Annotated in this window: 17 protein-coding genes and 1 other annotated feature; of the genes, 1 reads left to right on the top strand and 16 read right to left on the bottom strand. The window is 41.1% G+C overall.

Translation table 11 applies throughout. From position 1 onward, the window contains the following. Nucleotides 1-189: 189 nt before the first annotated feature. The 7 genes from ASE42_RS06670 to ASE42_RS06640 form a co-directional block, all read right to left on the bottom strand. A complete protein-coding gene (locus ASE42_RS06670; RefSeq protein WP_024425040.1) occupies nt 190-768 on the bottom strand; it encodes a GNAT family N-acetyltransferase in 579 nt (192 codons plus the stop codon). A 137-nt stretch (nt 769-905) separates the two neighbouring features. Continuing rightward, entirely contained in the window at nt 906-1,193 is a 288-nt protein-coding gene (locus tag ASE42_RS06665) for a hypothetical protein (RefSeq protein WP_044334753.1), read from the bottom strand. A gap of 104 nt (nt 1,194-1,297) precedes the next feature. Then, nucleotides 1,298-2,218 carry an ABC transporter ATP-binding protein gene (locus ASE42_RS06660; protein WP_024425041.1) on the bottom strand — a complete coding sequence of 307 codons (921 nt, stop codon included), beginning with the start codon at nt 2,216-2,218 and terminating at the stop codon, nt 1,298-1,300. 1 nt (nt 2,219) lies between these two features. Then, nucleotides 2,220-3,299 (bottom strand): ABC transporter ATP-binding protein, encoded by a 1,080-nt coding sequence (locus tag ASE42_RS06655; protein ID WP_025093404.1) that lies wholly within the window; start codon nt 3,297-3,299, stop codon nt 2,220-2,222. A 12-nt stretch (nt 3,300-3,311) separates the two neighbouring features. Continuing rightward, a complete protein-coding gene (locus tag ASE42_RS06650) occupies nt 3,312-4,229 on the bottom strand; it encodes an ABC transporter permease (RefSeq protein ID WP_056766156.1) in 918 nt (305 codons plus the stop codon). Between the two features lie 3 nt (nt 4,230-4,232). Further along, a complete protein-coding gene (locus ASE42_RS06645; protein WP_024426481.1) occupies nt 4,233-5,177 on the bottom strand; it encodes an ABC transporter permease in 945 nt (314 codons plus the stop codon). A gap of 116 nt (nt 5,178-5,293) precedes the next feature. Continuing rightward, entirely contained in the window at nt 5,294-6,931 is a 1,638-nt protein-coding gene (locus ASE42_RS06640) for a peptide ABC transporter substrate-binding protein (protein WP_024425045.1), read from the bottom strand. 482 nt (nt 6,932-7,413) lie between these two features. Beyond that, nucleotides 7,414-7,634, top strand: a binding site (T-box leader). 53 nt (nt 7,635-7,687) lie between these two features. Between ASE42_RS06640 and trpS the strand changes: the two genes are divergently transcribed. Then, nucleotides 7,688-8,683, top strand: a complete 996-nt coding sequence (gene trpS, locus ASE42_RS06635; protein WP_024425046.1) for a tryptophan--tRNA ligase — start codon at nt 7,688-7,690, stop codon at nt 8,681-8,683. Nucleotides 8,684-8,718: 35 nt separating this feature from the next. Here trpS and ASE42_RS06630 read toward each other — a convergent pair whose 3' ends face one another. From ASE42_RS06630 to ASE42_RS06590, 9 genes are all read right to left on the bottom strand, one after another. Continuing rightward, nucleotides 8,719-9,471 carry a YjbA family protein gene (locus ASE42_RS06630; protein ID WP_024426484.1) on the bottom strand — a complete coding sequence of 251 codons (753 nt, stop codon included), beginning with the start codon at nt 9,469-9,471 and terminating at the stop codon, nt 8,719-8,721. Nucleotides 9,472-9,626: 155 nt separating this feature from the next. Continuing rightward, nucleotides 9,627-10,526 carry an oligopeptide ABC transporter permease gene (gene opp4C / locus ASE42_RS06625; protein ID WP_082580683.1) on the bottom strand — a complete coding sequence of 300 codons (900 nt, stop codon included), beginning with the start codon at nt 10,524-10,526 and terminating at the stop codon, nt 9,627-9,629. A 33-nt stretch (nt 10,527-10,559) separates the two neighbouring features. After that, nucleotides 10,560-11,510, bottom strand: coding sequence for an ABC transporter permease (locus ASE42_RS06620; protein ID WP_024426486.1), 951 nt, complete (start codon nt 11,508-11,510; stop codon nt 10,560-10,562). Between the two features lie 228 nt (nt 11,511-11,738). Further along, nucleotides 11,739-13,373: a peptide-binding protein gene (locus tag ASE42_RS06615; RefSeq protein ID WP_056766154.1), complete on the bottom strand. Its 1,635-nt coding sequence runs from the start codon at nt 13,371-13,373 to the stop codon at nt 11,739-11,741. 80 nt (nt 13,374-13,453) lie between these two features. Continuing rightward, nucleotides 13,454-14,476 carry an ABC transporter ATP-binding protein gene (locus ASE42_RS06610; protein ID WP_024426487.1) on the bottom strand — a complete coding sequence of 341 codons (1,023 nt, stop codon included), beginning with the start codon at nt 14,474-14,476 and terminating at the stop codon, nt 13,454-13,456. Next, on the bottom strand, nt 14,473-15,453 hold the full coding sequence (locus tag ASE42_RS06605; RefSeq protein WP_025093401.1) for an ABC transporter ATP-binding protein: 981 nt from the start codon (nt 15,451-15,453) through the stop codon (nt 14,473-14,475). Before ASE42_RS06605 ends, ASE42_RS06610 begins: the two co-directional genes overlap by 4 nt. 149 nt (nt 15,454-15,602) lie before the next feature. Continuing rightward, entirely contained in the window at nt 15,603-16,406 is an 804-nt protein-coding gene (locus ASE42_RS06600; protein WP_024425050.1) for a DUF2268 domain-containing protein, read from the bottom strand. A 77-nt stretch (nt 16,407-16,483) separates the two neighbouring features. Next, nucleotides 16,484-17,725 carry a beta-ketoacyl-ACP synthase II gene (fabF, locus tag ASE42_RS06595; protein WP_024425051.1) on the bottom strand — a complete coding sequence of 414 codons (1,242 nt, stop codon included), beginning with the start codon at nt 17,723-17,725 and terminating at the stop codon, nt 16,484-16,486. 21 nt (nt 17,726-17,746) lie between these two features. Beyond that, nucleotides 17,747-18,685, bottom strand: a complete 939-nt coding sequence (locus tag ASE42_RS06590; protein WP_024425052.1) for a beta-ketoacyl-ACP synthase III — start codon at nt 18,683-18,685, stop codon at nt 17,747-17,749. Nucleotides 18,686-18,811: the final 126 nt, after the last annotated feature.

Genomic DNA, 18,811 nt, shown 5'->3' with positions numbered 1-18,811 from the left:
CTTCACTCCTCAATTTGTAGAATGAATATTGATCTGTATTCTTAAATTAAAATTGTTCTAAATAAGTAATCTTTATAGTGATTATACTATAAAAAAGTAAGTGTGAACAGATTTTCTTGCAATTTTTGTGACAAAAACTAGACAATTTCATTCATTTTGTGGTGCTGCTGGATGTCAGAACATTCTCATTTAGTCGAGATGATCGAAAATATTTTTTTGCTTTCTATTTTCAATGATCTTCAATACATCATCAACATCCTCATACGATTGTCCATACCATTCTTCATCTTTATACGTATGGATTCGTTCATAGGTCTTCCTCATGGCTTCCATGATCTCTTCCTCATGATTTGTAAGAGGCGACCAATAAAGAATTTCCATGCGGTTCACTTCATTTGTTGCAAGTGACCTGCGTTTATAACCGATTGATTCTGCATGCTTGAAGTGCTCTCTTTGGTAAAACTTTAGGCGTTTTGCAGTATCTGCATCATCTTCATCTACAGGCTCGACCTCAAGCAAGATCGGTTTCTTTTTTTCCTTCAGCTTATGAATAAGCTTTGACCCGAGGCCTTCACCTCTTGCATCTTTGGAAACAAATAAATAATCAATAAAGATGAAAGAATCAAATTCGGCGTACATCATCACATGATGAGGTCCTTCCTCCTTATGATAAATATCACTTCTTTCCTTTAATAAAGCTTCCATATGCTCTTTTGACTTCATTTCTTCTATCGGGAAATATTCACTGAGCTTTTCATACCAATTCATGGATCTGCTCCTTATGCTATAGTTAAGAACCACTTCCTTAGATATTCCCGATTTCCTGCTATTTAAACGCCTGTACTAGTAAGACGCAGCAAAGTCTAAAGTAGTTTCACTTTTTTTCAATTAACGCAAAAAAAGTTTTATAACGAACGATTCATGACGAGTTGAATGCAGACAAACAGGATAAGTGTCATGGCAATTTGAAGCATGATGAAATAAAGATATTTTACACGCCGTGCTTCTTGCTTCTGACCGCTTGTCTTTCGGTTAAGCATATATTCGACTGAAAAAGACACAATCCCAATGAGCACCATAAACGCGAGCATCCACTTTCCTCCGTTTGGTTTTCTGAAAAAAGAGGTTGAAAAAAGCATGAATACAATGAGAACATGAAGCAATGAATAACGAAAGGTTTTCCAATTTAACATTTGATTTCCTCCGGTATCTGCTTGTACTTAACTAAAAATTACCATCATCTTGTTTTTTTGTAAAATAAAAAAAGAAGCACTGACTTAGCAGTGCTTCTTCCTTCTTATGATTGTTTCGCCTGTAGCTCTTTGAATTCTTCCTCTGTGCAGCTCACAAAGTGACCTGGCTTCACTTCACGGAACTCGGTGTTTGTTCCTTTGTGAACAGATGGATCATACTTGATTCGTTTGCGGTTACGCTCATAATCAGGATCTGGAAGCGGAATCGCAGACAGCAATGATTTTGTATATGGATGAAGCGGGTTTTCGTATAATTCATTCGCTGGTGCCAGTTCAACCAATTTTCCGAAATACATCACGCCGATACGATCGCTGATGTATTTTACCATGGACAAGTCATGGGCAATGAATAAGTACGTTAAACCTTTTTCCTCTTGAAGCTCTTTCAATAAATTGACGACCTGCGCTTGGATCGACACGTCTAATGCAGAGATTGGTTCATCGGCGATGATGAAATCCGGCTCTACTGCTAATGCACGTGCAATTCCGATACGCTGCCTTTGACCGCCTGAGAATTCATGCGGGTATCTGTTCGCATGCTCTTTGTTCAAGCCAACAGTTTCAAGTAATTGGTACACACGCTCTTTTCGCGCCTGTTTTGTTTTTGCAAGGCCATGAATGTCGATGCCCTCTGCAATGATATCAAGCACTGTCATTCTAGGGTTGAGTGAAGCATATGGATCTTGGAAGATCATCTGCATTTGACGGTTGAACTCAAGCATTTTTTGTCTTGATTTCTTCCCGTGTACATTTTCACCCTTATAAAGAACTTCACCATCTGTCGCATCATAAAGTCTAATGATCGAACGGCCCGTAGTGGATTTACCACAACCAGACTCACCTACAAGACCAAGCGTTTCACCTTTGTAAATATCAAATGAAACCCCATCAACTGCTTTCACAGTTCCTCTTGCTGTATGGAAATGCTGTTTCAAATTTTTGATTTCTAACAGTTTTTCTGCCATGCTATTCACCCTCTTTTACTAATACAGGTTTTTCGTAGCTACCTTCTAGTTCACGCATTCTCGCCTTTACAGAAGCAGGCGGTTCAACTTTAGGTGCATTCGGATGAAGTAGCCATGATTTCACATAATGCGTATCTGATACTTTGAACATTGGCGGTTCTTGTTCAAAGTCAATTTTCATTGCATAATCGCTGCGGAGTGCAAATGCATCTCCTTTCGGCGGGTTTGTCAGATCTGGCGGTGTTCCTGGAATGGCAGTCAGCTTTCCTTCCTCTCCGCCATCTGTGTCAAGACTCGGCATGGAGGCTAAAAGTCCCCATGTATACGGATGCTTAGGATTGTAGAAAATTTCATCGACAGTCCCTGTCTCCACAATCTGTCCTGCATACATAACAGCTACACGATCAGCGACGTTGGCAACAACACCTAGATCATGCGTAATAAAGATAATCGAAGTGTCAACCTTTTGCTGAATTTCTTTCATTAATTCTAAAATTTGTGCTTGAATTGTTACATCAAGTGCAGTCGTTGGCTCATCGGCAATCAGCAGCTTTGGATCTGCTGCAAGCGCCATGGCGATGACAACCCTTTGTCTCATCCCGCCACTAAATTCGTGCGGATATTGTTTAATTCTTTTTTCAGGCATTGGAATTCCAACGAGCTCCAATAGTTCAATGGCTCTTTTTTCAGCCGCTTCTTTTGAAATTTGTTCATGCTTGAACAGCACTTCTGTAATTTGTTTCCCGACTTTCATCGTTGGATTCAAAGATGTCATCGGATCTTGGAAGATCATTGAGATATCTTTTCCTCGAATGGTTTGCATTTGTTTCTCAGTTTTCTTGACAATATCTTGGCCATCAAACAGGATCTGTCCGCGCTTGAAATAACCCGGCGGCATCGGAATTAATCTCATGATCGCTTGTGATGTCACACTTTTACCAGAGCCAGATTCACCTACAATAGCAAGTGTCTCGCCTTTATTTAAGTGGAAGTTCACACCACGAATGGCTTGAACCTCTCCACCATATGTTTTAAATGAGATTGCAAGGTCTTTCACCTCTAGAATACGTTCACGTTCCATCCTAATCACTCCTTATTTACGCAACTTCGGATCTAAAGCGTCTCTTAGTCCGTCTCCAACCACGTTAAAACCAAACATTGTAATACAGATAAATGCGGCTGGGAACCATAATCTCCAAGGGTAGTACGTCATGGCTGGAATTCCATCAGACGCCATTGTTCCCCAGCTCGCTAACGGAGCCGGTACGCCAAGCCCTAGGTAGCTTAGGAATGCCTCTGTGAAGATAGCAGAAGGAATCGTTAATGTCATCGTCACAAGAATTGGTCCCATTGAGTTTGGAATTAAGTGTTTAAATAAAAGTCTAGATGTTTTCGCACCTAATGTTTGTGCTGCAAGAACGTATTCTTGACTCTTTAATTGTAAAACCTGTCCCCGAACAATACGTGCCATGTTAATCCAGCCTACGACTGTCATGGCGAGGATAATCGTTAATAATCCTTTTGGCAGAACAACCATCATTAAGATAACCATTAATAGTGTTGGAATTGCCCATAAAACGTCTGCGATACGCATCATCACTTCATCTGTACGGCCGCCTTTGAACGCAGCAATACTTCCCCAGATAATACCGATGATCACGTCAAGAACCGCTGCAGCAAGACCGATGAAGATCGAAATTCTTGCCCCGACCCATGTACGGACAAACATGTCACGTCCTAAATCATCTGTACCAAACCAGTGCTCTTTTGAAGGCGGCTGGTCAGCATTCAGCAAATCGGTCGTGGAGTAATCATATTTAGAAAACACCGGAACAAAGATGGCCAGCATCACAATAATAAAAATGATTGTAAGTCCAACCATTGCAAGTTTATTGGCACGGAAGCGAAGCATGGCATCCTTCCATAAAGATAGACTAGGTTTAGAAATTTTTTCAGATTCTGCTGCGTCAGCTGTCGCAGGCACAAATAAATCTTTTCTCATCTCTTCCATGTGTTAGACCCCTTTCTTCGCCTTCGTCAGTTTAATTCTAGGATCGATAATACCGTAGAGGACGTCAACGACTAGAATACTGATTAATAGAATAATACTGTAGAAGACTGTAACACCCATGATGACGGTGTAATCACGGTTTGTAATGCTTGTGACAAAGTGAGAGCCTAATCCAGGGATACCAAAAATCTTCTCAACGACAAAACTACCTGTTAAAACTGAAGCAGCCATTGGTCCCATGTATGTGATAACAGGTAACAATGCGTTTCGGATGGCGTGTTTGATCGTCACAGCTGATTTTGTTAAGCCTTTCGCTCTAGCCGTTCTAATGTAGTCACTATTTAGTACTTCAAGCATACTTGACCGTGCAAGTCTAGCGATAAATGCCATTGGCATGAAGGAAAGTGCAATAGAAGGTAGTACGGTGCTTGCCCAAGACTCCCATCCTGCAACTGGGAAGATCGCTATAATACTTGCCTCAGATGCAAATACATATTGTAGTAGCGCCGCTAAAATGAAACTTGGAACTGAAATTCCAAAGATCGTTAAAATGGCAATCGTATAGTCTTGCCACTTGTTATGATAGAGCGCTGCAAGGACCCCAAACAATACACCAAATGCTAATGCGAGGAGAATTGCCTCAATTCCGAGGGTAAAGGAAACGGGGAATCCAGAACTGATTAAGTCATTTACAGTTTGTCCTTTATATTTAAATGAGGGACCAAAATCTAATGTTGCAACTGAACCTAGGTAGCTTACATATTGAACAAATAAGGGCTTGTCCAATCCGTAGTGCTCGTTTAGGTTTGCTTCAATTTCAGCAGGAAGTTTCTTCTCTCCAGAGAATGGACCACCAGGTGCTGCCTGCATGAGAAAGAAAGTTGCAGTTACAATAACAAACAGTGTGATTAAAATATATATTAATCGCTTACCGATATATTTAAGCAACGGAATTGCACCTCCATGATTTTACAACAATTTCTCTAATCAGCAAGAAAGGTATATGGAGAGACATCCTCCATATACCTTAAGATCCTTGCCGTAGATCTCTTACACTATTACTCTTACTTTTCGAAATGTGCCCATTTGTATTGAACATCACCTAGTCCAGATACAACTACACCTTTAAGTTTTGGATCTTGTACCCAAAGCTGAGTGTAGAAGTAAATTGGTGCTACAGGCATATCGTTGATGATGATTTCTTCTGCTTTTTTCAGCATTTCTTCACGCTTCGTTTTATCTGTTTCTTTTGCAGAATCATTCAACAATTGTTTGTACTCTTTGCTTTCCCATCCAGTGTCGTTGTTTCCACCGTCTTTATCTTTGTAAAGCTCAAGGAAGTTCACTGGATCGTTGAAGTCACCTAACCAGCCCATACGTCCGATTTGGTAGTCTCCGCTGTGGATTTTGTCGATGTATACGTTCCACTCAGAGTTATCAAGTTCAACTTTCACACCTAAATCTTTTTTCCACATTTCTTGAATTGCTTGTGCAATCTTTTGGTGGCCTTCATCTGTGTTGTAAGAAAGTTTCAATGTTGGAAGATCAGAAACAGACTTATAACCTAATTCTTTCGCACCTTTTTCAAGAAGCTTTTTAGCTGTATCTACATCATGATCTTTGAAGTAGCCAGTTTTGTTATCAGTGAATCCTTCCATTGTTGGTGGAACGATTGCCATTGCTGGAACTTGTTCACCTTGCGTAATTTTGTCAACGATCGCTTGACGGTTGATTGAGTATGCAAGGGCCTTACGGATGTTTGCATTGTTTAAAGGTTTTACTTCTGTGTTGAATTTGTAGTTATAGATACCAGCGATCGTCTGGATTTTCAGACCGCCCTCTTTTTTCAATGTTTTTAAAGACTCAGTTGGAAGGCTTCCAGTCGGAGAACCAGCCCAGTCAAGCTCACCTTTTTTGAACATGCTAAGTTCAGTGTTTGTATCTTTGATCATAGACATGTTGATTTTTTTCAATTTTACAGTATCTTTATCCCAGTATTCATTGTTCTTTTCAAGCGTGATAGAACCGCCATGTTTCCATTTAGAAAGAACGAATGGTCCGTTAGATACGTAGTTTTCACCAGCATTTGTGTACCAGTTTTTATTCTTTTCAGCCACTTTTTTGTTGACTGGCATATAAGTATAGAATGCAGTTAGTTCAGTAAAGAACGGTGTTGGGTTCTCTAGCTCAACTACAAGCGTTTTGTCGTCTTTAGCTTTAATGCCAACATCAGCAACTTTCGCTTTCCCTTTGTTTGCTGCTTCAGCACCTTTAATATAGTAAAGCTGATAAGCATATTGAGATTCATTTTTAGGATCTAATGCCCATTTCCAAGCATATTCAAAATCTTCTGCTTTTACAGGGTCACCATTAGACCATTTTGCATCACGAAGTGTGAATGTATAAGTTTTACCATCAGCACTTGTTTTGATATCAGAAGCCATTGCATTTTCTGGCTTTCCTTCAGCGTTAATTCTTGTTAATCCCTCAAAAGTCTGACGGATGACACTACCTGAAGTTGAATCATTTGCCAATCCCGGATGTAGAGAAAAAGGCTCAGTGGAGATATTCACATTTAATGTTGTTTTAGCCTCTCCAGAACTGCTCGTGCTGTCGCCTGATTTGTTTCCGCTGAAACCACAAGCGCTTAATACAAGTGTGAAAATAAGCATTAAAGTAACAACAGACCAACGCTTTTTCAACTGTATTCCCCCTTATAATATGTTTTTAGTTCAAAGGTCTCGATAGAAGATGAGATTCAGATTTAAGAAATAGCGTAAAAAAGTCCCTAAATAGCTTACTTTCTATTTCTTTTGTTTTTTCTGAATTTTCACTATGTAAAGAGCCTAGCACAAACGTGTGAACAAATTCATTATAATGAATAGAATAATTTATTGCAATATCAATTTCATATATTTTTTAAAAACGTAAATGGGGATAAAGAGGGATTTTTATAAACTAAAGTCTCAATCACTTCAACAAATTAAAGCGTAAATTGATTAAAATAATTTAACAAATTCAGCAGGAATAATGTTTTATACATATAATTAATCATCCTTTTTTAAAAAATTCTGACAGATATTTGGTATTTTATCTAAAATTTTAAGTGTCAATAGGCATGATGAGAAGGTCACATAATGGCTTCGTGACTTTTTCATGGTCATCCTTTATAATAGATAGACATATTGTTGCGATGAAAAAGAAGAGTACATATATTCACCATTTACAGAGAGTCTGCGGCCGGTGTGAGCAGATAATGGCATGTATGGAATGGGCTTTGGAGCAGCTAACCGAACACTTCTAAAAAAGTGAGTAGGCTTAGACGGAGCAGTCTCCGTTATCAACGTCTTGAGTGATTTCTATGTGAAATAACAAGGGTGGTACCACGGTTCATTCGTCCCTTTTCTGTTGAAAAGTGATGGGTGGGCCTTTTTATATTGAAGAAAAGAGGTTTTAGTATGACAAAGAAGACAATTTTTTCAGGCATTCAGCCGAGCGGTTCTGTCACATTAGGGAACTATATTGGAGCAATGAAGCAATTTGTCGATTTGCAGCATGACTATAATGGCTATTTTTGTGTTGTCGATCAACATGCGATTACAGTGAGTCAGGACCGATTAGCTCTCCGTCAAAATATTAGAAGCTTAGCAGCTCTTTATTTAGCTGTTGGTCTTGATCCAGAGAAAGCGACATTGTTTATCCAATCAGAGGTACCTGCTCACGCCCAGGCAGGATGGATGCTTCAATGTGTTGCTTATATTGGGGAATTAGAAAGAATGACCCAATTTAAGGACAAATCCGCTGGTAAAGAAGCAGTTGTTTCAGGCCTATTAACGTATCCCCCATTAATGGCTGGCGATATCTTATTATATGGTACTGATTTAGTCCCTGTTGGAGAAGACCAAAAGCAGCATCTTGAATTGACTAGAACGCTCGCTGAACGCTTTAACCGAAAGTACAATGACATCTTCACTGTGCCTGAAGTGAAAATTCCAAAAGAAGGCGCGCGGATTATGTCTTTAACAGATCCAACGAAAAAAATGAGCAAATCCGATCCGAACCAAAAATCTTTCATTACCTTATTAGATGAACCAAAGCAGCTTGAAAAGAAAATTAAAAGTGCTGTGACGGATTCAGAAGGCATCGTCAAGTATGACAAAGAGAACAAGCCTGGTATTGCCAACTTGCTGACGATTTACTCTGTATTAGGCAACATATCCATTGCAGAGCTGGAGCAAAAGTACGAAGGCAAAGGATATGGTGAGTTTAAAGGAGATCTTGCGAACGTTGTCGTTGATGCTTTAAAACCAATTCAAGATCGATACTATGAACTCATTGAATCAGACGAGCTTGACCGTATTCTAGACGAAGGTGCTGAAAAAGCAAACCGCGCAGCAAACAAAATGCTGAAAAAAATGGAGAATGCGATGGGTCTTGGCAGAAAACGCAAATAAAAAAAGCTTGCAGCACGACTCGCTGCAAGCTTTTTCTAATTTACTTTTGATTCGTTTTCCATTTCCCAAAGCTTTTCGAAAAAAGGCTGTCCTTTAATCATTTTTTCACAGAAGGCTAAATGATTCTCTGACCACCCATCAATCGTTTCATTGTAAAGCATGTTCCAAATCTCTTCGAAAGACATTCGTTTGATTTGGTTGTACATGCGCGGGTTCCATTCCGTATACCAATACGCAATCTCCGCCCTGTTTTTGAGCCCTTTTAATTGATCGAGCGCCATAAACATCAGCTGTTTCAGCTGTCTTTCTTTTCTCGTTAATCCGCTGATATGCTGCGGCGGCAGTGATAGAATGTGATACTCTTTCGTCGATTCAAGGCTGTCTTTAGAAAATTCATATTCCTCTGCCTTCACATCTTTCACCATTTCATAGACCAATTGCTCCTGCCTTGGGATCAAGCGGCTCTTTCTCACAGGTATGGAATACCCAATCGTATCTACAGCAATAATTCGAATGCCGTCTGTGACCACAAAGCAATACTCTAATTTACGGCGTTCATGATTTTTTCGAATATAGGATTTCTCAAATACAGACTCTAGCAGTGTCTTCGGCAGCTCTGAAAGATCATTCTCTATGTAATCAAACAAAGGGCTCTGCACCTTAAGTAAAGGCACTTGATCTAACAGTTCAACGCTGTCCTCCTTACGCCACTCATGAAAATGACACACATTGTAGCCATTTTCTTCCCCTTCAAACCAATTCACCCATACGTCATGAAGAAATAACATAACCAATCCCTCACTTTATAAAAACTGTTGTCCACAGTATGGGCAAGGGATAGAGAAATTATTCCAACTTTATCAAAACTTCAAGCTGAGCGAATGATGGCAGGAAACAAAGAGCGTCTCGCAGAGTCCCTTTCACCTTGTCATGAAGGACGAACCTACTTCAGCTTTTTAGGATCAAGCGCATCTCTCAGCCCATCTCCTAAAAAATTAAAGCATAAAACAGTCAGCAAAATGAGTAAACCTGGGAAAAGCGGGTACCACCACGCTTGCACCATAATCGAGAAATTTTGTGCATCTTGCAGCATGTTGCCCCAGCTTGCTGTTGGCGGCTGAATACCAAAGCCAAGGTAGCTGAGCGTTGATTCAGCTAAAATGACGGAGCCTACTTTTAATGTAGCTGATACAATAATAGGACCGATACAGTTCGGTAAAATATGCGAAAAGATGATGACATGATTTTTCGTTCCAATGGTTCTCGCCGCGAGGACGAATTCTCTTGTTCGAAGTGATAAGAATTCACTGCGTATGAGCCTGGCGGTTGTTGTCCAGCCTGTCAAAGCAAAGATTAGGATCAATTTATCAATGCCCGGTTTGAAAATGGTGACGAGCGTGATCAATAGGAAAATGTCTGGAATCGACAACACGACATCCACAAATCTCATTAACAAGGAATCAACAAACCCTTTGAAATACCCCGCGACCGCGCCAACGACAGTGCCAATGGTGATTGCACCGACCACTGAGACGAAACCAACCAATAAAGAAACGCGCGCGCCATATAGCACCCTTGAGAAAATATCACGGCCAAACTTGTCTGTGCCCATAAAATGCTCAGCACTTGGCGGCTGGAGCCGCTTCAATAAATCTTGATGCTCTGGTGTATATGGAGCGATCACTGGAGCGAAAATGGCTGAAAAGATAATGACCAATAAGATCACGGAGCCGGCAACCGCCAATTTATTTTTGAAAAATTTCTCACAAAATAAACGCAGCATCGTCTCAGGCTTTGGCGGAAGGCCCTCCTTTAATTTGATATCAACAGGAGGTGTTCCCATATTAGGCTGTGCCAATTGTGCTTCAGCTCCCTTCTAATATTCAATACGCGGATCAACGATCGCATATAAAATATCCGCTATTAAATTTCCAACCACCACAAGCACTGCGGAAATAACGGTCATTGCCATAATGACCGGATAATCTCTCGAAAAGGCAGAATCAATGAACAGCTTTCCAAGTCCAGGCCAGGTGAAGATTTGTTCCACCACGACTGCGCCGCCAATAAAAGATGGTATCATTAATCCGAAAATCGTTATGACAGGCATAAGACCGTTTCTTAAACCATGCTTAAAAATGACTTTGTTTTCTCTAAAGCCTTTCGCTCTTGCTGTGCGAATGTAATCCTGCCTCATCACATCAAGCATACTCGACCTTGTGTACCGGGTCAGCCCTGCCATATCAGCCGTTGCTAAAACAAAGGCAGGTAAAATGATATGATGGAGCCGGTCTAACACATTAAAATCGGCATTCAAGGTAGATACTCCGCCAGTTGGAAACCACCCTAAGTTCACGGATAAAACCATAATGAGGATGAGACCAAACCAAAAGTTTGGAATAGCCAGTCCGATAAAAGATGTAACCGTAATGCCATAGTCAAGCTTTGTATAAGGACGTTTTGCTGAAAGGACACCAAATGGAATGGCGATCAGCAGGGCAACTAATGTAGAAAAGATCATGAGGATGAGGGTATTTGGCAGCCGGGCAAAAATCAAATCAGCCACGGGTGTTCCCTTTTTGACAATGGATGTGCCAAAGTCACCTTGAAGCATATTGCCAAGCCATTTCATATATTGGACATATTCAGGATCGTTCAAGCCGTACTTATCAATAAAGGCTTCCCGGTCTGCCGCACTAATGGTAGGGTCCATCATGAGTGACATCGGATCGCCTGGTGCTGCTTTCATAATGGCAAAGGACAAGATGGTAATCCCTAATAAAATGGGAATGGAGAGTAATGTCCTTCTAATGATATATGTAACCATATGCACAACTCCTTTTTCATCGGATCGCCAATCTGTAAAAAAAAGGCCAAAATGATGGATTTTAGCCCTTTGTCTGCTTTTCAGCGTGATCTGAAAACCCTTGAATTCTCGTGCTGATGCGGAGCGAACGAAGTGATCTTTTTAGCACCCACGCAGAGAACTGACACCGAATGCAAGGGATTGTTCTCACGGTGAAAGGGGAGAATCCCCCCCTTCTTCACTATCAGCCTACTGTTCAAGCCACCATTTTTCGATTTTGTAATATTCATCTTTCGGGTGGTAAGAGTAGCCTTGGAGATTAGATGGCATAGCACGATGTGAGTTAGCATAGTAAAGGAACGTGTACGGCTGATCCTCTGCGATCAATTTATAAATTTTTTCATATGCCTTTGAATAATCTTTTCGATCGCTTAAGTTTTTAGCATCAACTAACAGCTTATCGACCTCTTTATTTTTATACCAGATGTTATTTAAACCTTTTTCTGACTGGCTTGAGTGGAATATGCTGAATTGATCAGGGAATGTCGCAAGGCTCCAGCCGAGCAGCAGCGCATCATAATCCCACTTAGGCGGTGTCGTCTGCTCAATGAGTGCACTGAATTCCACAATTTGCGGCTTCGCTTCCACACCGATTTCTTTGAGCTGTTGCTGGACAACGACAGCGATATCTTCACGAACTTTATTTCCTTGGTTGGTCTTTATGACAAAGGAGAATTTCTTGCCATCTTTATCAAGATAGCCGTCTCCATCTGTATCCTCCCAGCCCTCTTCTTTCAGCAACTTTTTCGCTTTTTCTTGATCAAACTCAAACACTGGAACATTTTCATCCTTTGGATAGTTCCAGGACAGCGGACTTTCTGGAATATTGGCTACTTTGCCGTCTCCATCTAGCACTTGGTCAACAATCGTTTGACGATCAATGGCATGTGTCAGTGCTTGGCGGACCTTTTTACTTTTAAAGAGTTCATTTTTCTGGTTCCAGCCAATGTATGAATAATTGAGTCCTAGATCAGATTCGATTTTAATGTTGCTCACTTTTTCAGCTGTTTGCAGCTCGGATCCTGGTACAGCAAAGAAATCAATATCTCCTGCTGACAGCTGGGCAATCGCTGCATTCTGATCAGGAATGGTTTTAATGGTGACAGTATCAAGGTAAGGACGTCCATCCCAATAATCGTCAAAGGCTTCTAGTTTGACGTAGTCTCCTTCTTTCCATTCTGCGAATTTAAATGGACCTGAACCGATTGGTTTTTTTCGGTTAAATTCGTTTTCACCGAGATCTTTTATAGGCACATCACCTAAAATATGCTTAGGTAAAATACCGTAGCTTCCTAGTGTGACATTATAAAAATAAGGATCTTTTTTATTGAGCTTGAATTCAATCGAGTAGTCCCCTGTCTTTTTAACAGACTCTAAAACTTCAAAGCCTGATCCGCGCTCCCCGTTGTAGTCCTTATTGATTGGTATGCTGTATGTAAACACAACATCATCAGCAGTCAGTTCTTCACCATCATGAAACTTCACACCTTTTTTAATGGTGACATCAAACTGCTTGCCGTCATCCGATTCTTTAATATCCTCTGCCAGCGATAGCTGAGGGTTGAGCTTTCCGTCTGTTTGAAGTAAGAAGCTGTAGATTCTTTCCTCAATATCAGAGCTTGCCACATCTGTAGAATACAGCGAGTTAAATAATGTTGGCTCTGCAATTGAACCGATGACAAGATCGCCGCCTTGTACCGGTTTACCTGTGGATTTCTTTTCACTGTCTCCAGACGTTTTATTTCCACCAGAACAAGCAGCAAGGATTAATGTAAAAATCAGCAGTAAACTGACCAGAATGGACTTTCTATTTCTACCTTTCATAGACAATTCCCCCTATTCTTTTTTAAAAATGACCGAATCCTGTTTCATCCCCCCTCTCAAAGATGAGATCATACACTTGATCAAGCGTTGTAGAGGTGGCAGGCAACAAAGTGGTTCGTTTTTAATTCTTGAAATGCTGGTACTTTTTCTTTACAGATTTCTTTCGCATGCGGGCATCTTGTATGAAATACGCAGCCTTTTGGCGGATTTGCAGGACTCGGCAAATCGCCTTGCAGCATAATGCGTTCTCTTTTCACCTGCCCTTTTTTACGGGTGACAGGAACGGAAGAAAGCAGAGCCTGTGTATACGGATGGAGCGGTTCATCGTACAGACTGTGCTTATCGGCAAGCTCCATCATTTTGCCGAGATACATGACGCCGACTCTATCGCTAATATGTCTGACCACACTTAAATCGTGAGAGATAAATAGATAGGTAAGGTCAAATTCCTCCTGAAGCTCCTCCATCAGATTAATAACCTGCGCCTGAATAGATACATCAAGTGCTGATACAGGCTCATCTGCGATGATCATGTCGGGATTCATGGCAAGCGCACGAGCGATGCCGATCCGCTGCCTCTGCCCGCCTGAAAATTCATGGGGATAGCGGTTCGCAAAGCTTGGATGAAGACCTACCTTTGATAAAAGCTGTTCTACTTTTTCATTTCTTTCTTTTAAGGAATATAAGTGATGTGTTTTGTAGGGTTCTTTGATGATGCTTCGAAGTGTTTTTCTAGGGTTGAGTGATGCAAAGGGATCTTGAAAAACCATTTGGATGTTTTTTCGTGTAGATTGTCTTAGCTTTGATTCTGATACGCGCGTGATGTCTTGCCCTTTAAAAAAGATTTGACCGTCGGTTGGTTCGTATAGGCGAATCATTGTCCGGCCTAGTGTGGATTTCCCGCATCCTGACTCCCCGACAATACCTAACGTTTCACCTTTATAAATCTTCAAGTCTATGCCGTCAACAGCTTTCACTGCACCGACTTTCTTCTGAAAGACGCCCGCTTTAATCGGAAAATGTTTTCGAATCTGTTTCAGTTCAAGGATCGTTTCTTTCTCTGGTAAGTCTGTTATTTGTGTTTGATTTTGAGCAAGTGTCATGTGTGGTCTGCCTCCTCATATAAGAAACATCTGACGCTTCTGCCATCTTCAAATGTTCTCAGCTTAGGCAGTTCTCCAAGGCAGCGTTCCTTCACTTGCGGACATCTAGGAGCAAAGCGACAGCCGGCTGGAAGCTGATCTGGCGCAGGAACATTTCCTTTGATGGCTGTTAACGGCTGTATGTCTCCGTCAATGACAGGAATCGATTCAAGCAGCCCTTCTGTGTAAGGATGAAGCGGCTGTTCAAACAACTCTTCGACAGTCCCATTTTCAACAACCTGTCCGCAGTACATGACAATCACTCGATCTGCCACTTCAGACACGACACCTAAATCATGTGTGATAAGAAGAATAGATGTACCAAAGGTAGAGCATAAATCTTTCATTAAAGTGAGTACCTGTGCTTGAATGGTCACATCCAGAGCAGTTGTCGGTTCATCTGCAATGAGAAGCTTCGGATCACAGCTTAGCGCTATGGCAATCATCACTCTTTGCCGCATGCCGCCTGATAAACGATGCGGATAATCTTTCATGATTTGCTCCGGGCGGGAAAAACCAACAAGCTTCAGCAGATCAACCGCTTTTTTGACCGCTTCTTTTTTTGAAAGTTTTTTGTGATAGATGAGGATTTCTGTTATTTGTTCTCCGATGGTTAAGACGGGATTAAGTGAGGTCATGGGTTCCTGAAAGATCATAGATACATCATTACCACGGATACTGCATAATTCCTTTTCACTATATGTAACAAGGTCCTTTCCATCAAGTTTGATGGAACCGTCCATAATTTTCCCGCCCGTGCCATGAATCAGACCCATAATGGATAAGGACGTAATGCTTTTGCCAGACCCAGACTCACCGACTAATGCGACAGTTTCTCCTCTGTTGATGCTGAAATCAACGCCATCCACAGCAGGTATCGGTTCCTTTTTTCGAAAAAAATATGTTTTTAAGTTTTGCACTTCAAGCAGCGTGCTCATTCATTCGCCCCTTTCTCCTTAGATCAATAGAATAGAACCTGAATATTCTGTATTTTAAAAATAAAAAGAATTATTTGTATATTATTACATCGTTATGACGAAATCAAGAAGTATTTAGTAAATTTGTAATATGTCGCTTTTTATGTGAATTATTCACTTTGTGATTCTATTGCCTTTAAAAAGGTTTCTGCTGGCTCTGCAATCATAGATTCCTCGCTGATTCGGTGCTCATTGAAATATTTTTTCACGATATAAAACCCGGTAGCGTAACCAAGCATTTTAGGGTAGTTCCCTTTTCCATAAAGAAGATTCTGTATCAGCCTTTCGTCGTCCTGGACTCTTTGATCAAGATGACTGGATACCCATTTCTTGTACATACGCTGAAGCTGTTCTTCGCTATAGAAGGTGGTCCATTTCGCTGTATAGTTTTCTCCATATCTATGATACACAGCATATTCAGCGAGCCCCTCCATCATGATTGTATCGAGGAATGTAAAGTCTTTTTCTTCTTTTGAGAGAAAATGCAGCCTGCATACATGGTGATATTCATGAGTCAGCAATGTACCGATACGCTCCTTCGGGGTATTTGGAGACAAAAAAAGAAAGACCTTGTCATCAAATGCCATGCCGGATTGATAATAAAATTGCTCTCTGATTTCTCTGCTGCTCTCATTGACAGGTAAAATAAACACAGGAATGTCTGGACCTTCCCACTGCTTTTGAAGCGTTTGATATTCTTTCATGACAAGCTTGAAGTACCCTTTTTCCTTGAGCTTGTCGATCATGTTTTTGCACGAGCTCCAAGACCGAACCATCCCGTGATGCTGCAGGTGAGCGAGGATAGACGACCATTCTTTTTCCTCGGCCCCTTTAAAATAAGGAACAAAGCGCGCTGCAAGCTCCTGAAATGATGATGATTGATGAATGAGATATTGTGTATTGATCAGACCCATACCGCTGAACACCTCCATTTTCATCATATGCAAAAAAGCGGCGATCTGTTTATCGACCGCCGCTTTCTCAGAAAGTATTATGCTTCGTATTTTTTGAAAATAATTGTCGCATTATGCCCGCCAAAACCAAGTGAGTTACTTAAAGCCACTTGTACTTCTTTTGAACGTGCTTCATTTGCTACATAATCAAGATCACATTCTTCATCCGGTGTTTCAAGATTAATGGTTGGAGGAAGGACGCTGTCTTTAATCGCAAGAACAGAGAAAATGGCTTCTACTCCGCCTGCTGCGCCAAGTAAGTGACCTGTCATTGATTTTGTCGAACTGATCGCAAGCTTGTTCGCATGCTCTCCGAACACTTCTTTAATCGCCATTGTTTCAAATTTATCATTGTAAGGTGTGCTTGTACCGTGGGCATTGATATAATCAATGTCTTCCACAGACAAACCTGCATCTCGAATCGCTTCTTTCATTGCACGGACGCCGCCTTCTCCATTTGGAGCTGGTGCTGTTATATGGTAGGCATCTCCAGTTGAACCATAACCAACGATTTCTGCATAAATGGTCGCACCACGTTTTAAGGCATGCTCAAGTTCTTCAAGAACAATAATCCCTGCACCCTCACCCATGACAAATCCGTCACGGTTTTTGTCGAATGGACGGCTTGCTGTCTTTGGATCAGGATTTGTCGAAAGGGCTTTGTTCGCACAGAAACCTGCAAACGACATTTTTGTTAATGGCGCTTCTGTTCCGCCTGTGATCATCGCATCTGCATCGCCGCGCTGAATAACTTTAAATGCATCACCAATTGAGTTTGTTCCTGTTGCACATGCTGTCACTGTACAAGAGTTAACCCCTTTTGCGCCAAGTGCAATAGAGATTTGGCCTGTCGCCATATCAGGAATCATCATTGGGACGAAGAATGGACTGACGCGTCTTGCCCCTTTATTTGAATACACTTCGAACTGCTCTTCAAATGTTTCAAGTCCGCCAATACCAGACCCAACCCATACACCAACACGCGGTGCGATTTCATCTGTGATTTCAAGACGTGAATCTTCCAGCGCTTTTTGAGCAGCAACGACTGCATATTGCGTGAAGCGTGCCATTTTTCGCGCTTCTTTTTTCTCCATGTAATCTTCAATGTTAAAATCTTTTAGTTCTGCCGCTACTTTTGCGGTATATTCACTTGAATCGACACGTGTAATCGGTCCAACCCCTGATACACCCGCTAAAGCATTTTTCCATGTTGACTCTACATCGTTGCCAAGTGGTGTCAAAGCACCTAATCCTGTAACAACTACTCGTTTTTTATCCATTAATTTGTGCACCCCACTCTTTTATCGGCCCCATCGCATAGCGATTGCGCCCCAAGTTAATCCGCCACCAAAACCAACCATTACAATCACATCGCCGTCATGAATTTTTCCGGCTTCGATTTCTTCACATAGTGAAATTGGAATGGATGCTGCTGATGTGTTTCCATATTTATGGACAGTCTTCGACATTTTTTCAACTGGAAGCTCTAAGCGTTCGCGTGCTGCTTCCATAATGCGAATATTTGCTTGATGCGGGATCAAGAAATCAACGTCTTCTTTTGATAGTCCAGCTTTTTCAATGACATTTACACTTGACTCGCCCATTTGTCTTACAGCAAATTTAAATACTTCTCGTCCATTCATGATTGTATGATCTTTTTCATCTAAGTACAAGTGCTTCCCGCCGCTTCCATCTGCTCCAAGTTCAAATGATAGAATTCCTTTACCTTCGCTGACTTCTCCCAGCACAGCAGCTCCAGCTCCATCTCCAAACAAAACAGCTGTATTGCGGTCATCCCAGTCGGTAATGCGAGAAAGCTTTTCAACACCGACGACAAGCACGTGTTTGTAAGTTCCTGATTCGATAAATTGTTTTCCAGTAACAAGCCCATACATAAAGCCAGCACACGCAGCGCTAATATCCATTGCACATGCTTTATGTGCACCGAGCTGCTCTTGAATCATACAAGCAACTGTCGGAAATGCTTGATCTGGCGTGACTGTCGCCACAAGAATCATATCGATATCTTCTGCAGCCACATCTGCGTCAGCTAATGCTTTTTTTGCAGCAGCAAGCGCCATATGAGATGTATTGACATCATCAGATGCAATTCTTCTTTCTTCTATACCTGTTCTAGTACGAATCCACTCGTCAGAAGTTTCAACCATTTTTTCTAAATCATGATTTGTTAATACTTTTTCAGGTATATAGCGGCCAAGGCCAATAATTCCAGCATTCATTGAATAAGACTCCTTTTACTCATACGAGCATGTGATATTGTGATCTTATATTAGTATCTGGTACTAATTTTACCTTATTTTTTTCTTCTTGGCAATACAAACGTCTAACCTTTCCTCTCACTTTTT

The sequence above is a fragment of the Bacillus sp. Root920 genome, assembly GCF_001429445.1.
Classification (GTDB): Bacteria; Bacillota; Bacilli; order Bacillales; family Bacillaceae; genus Bacillus; species Bacillus safensis.
The sequence above is the reverse complement of the archived record's forward strand: the minus strand, read 5'-3'. Positions and strand labels throughout refer to the sequence as shown.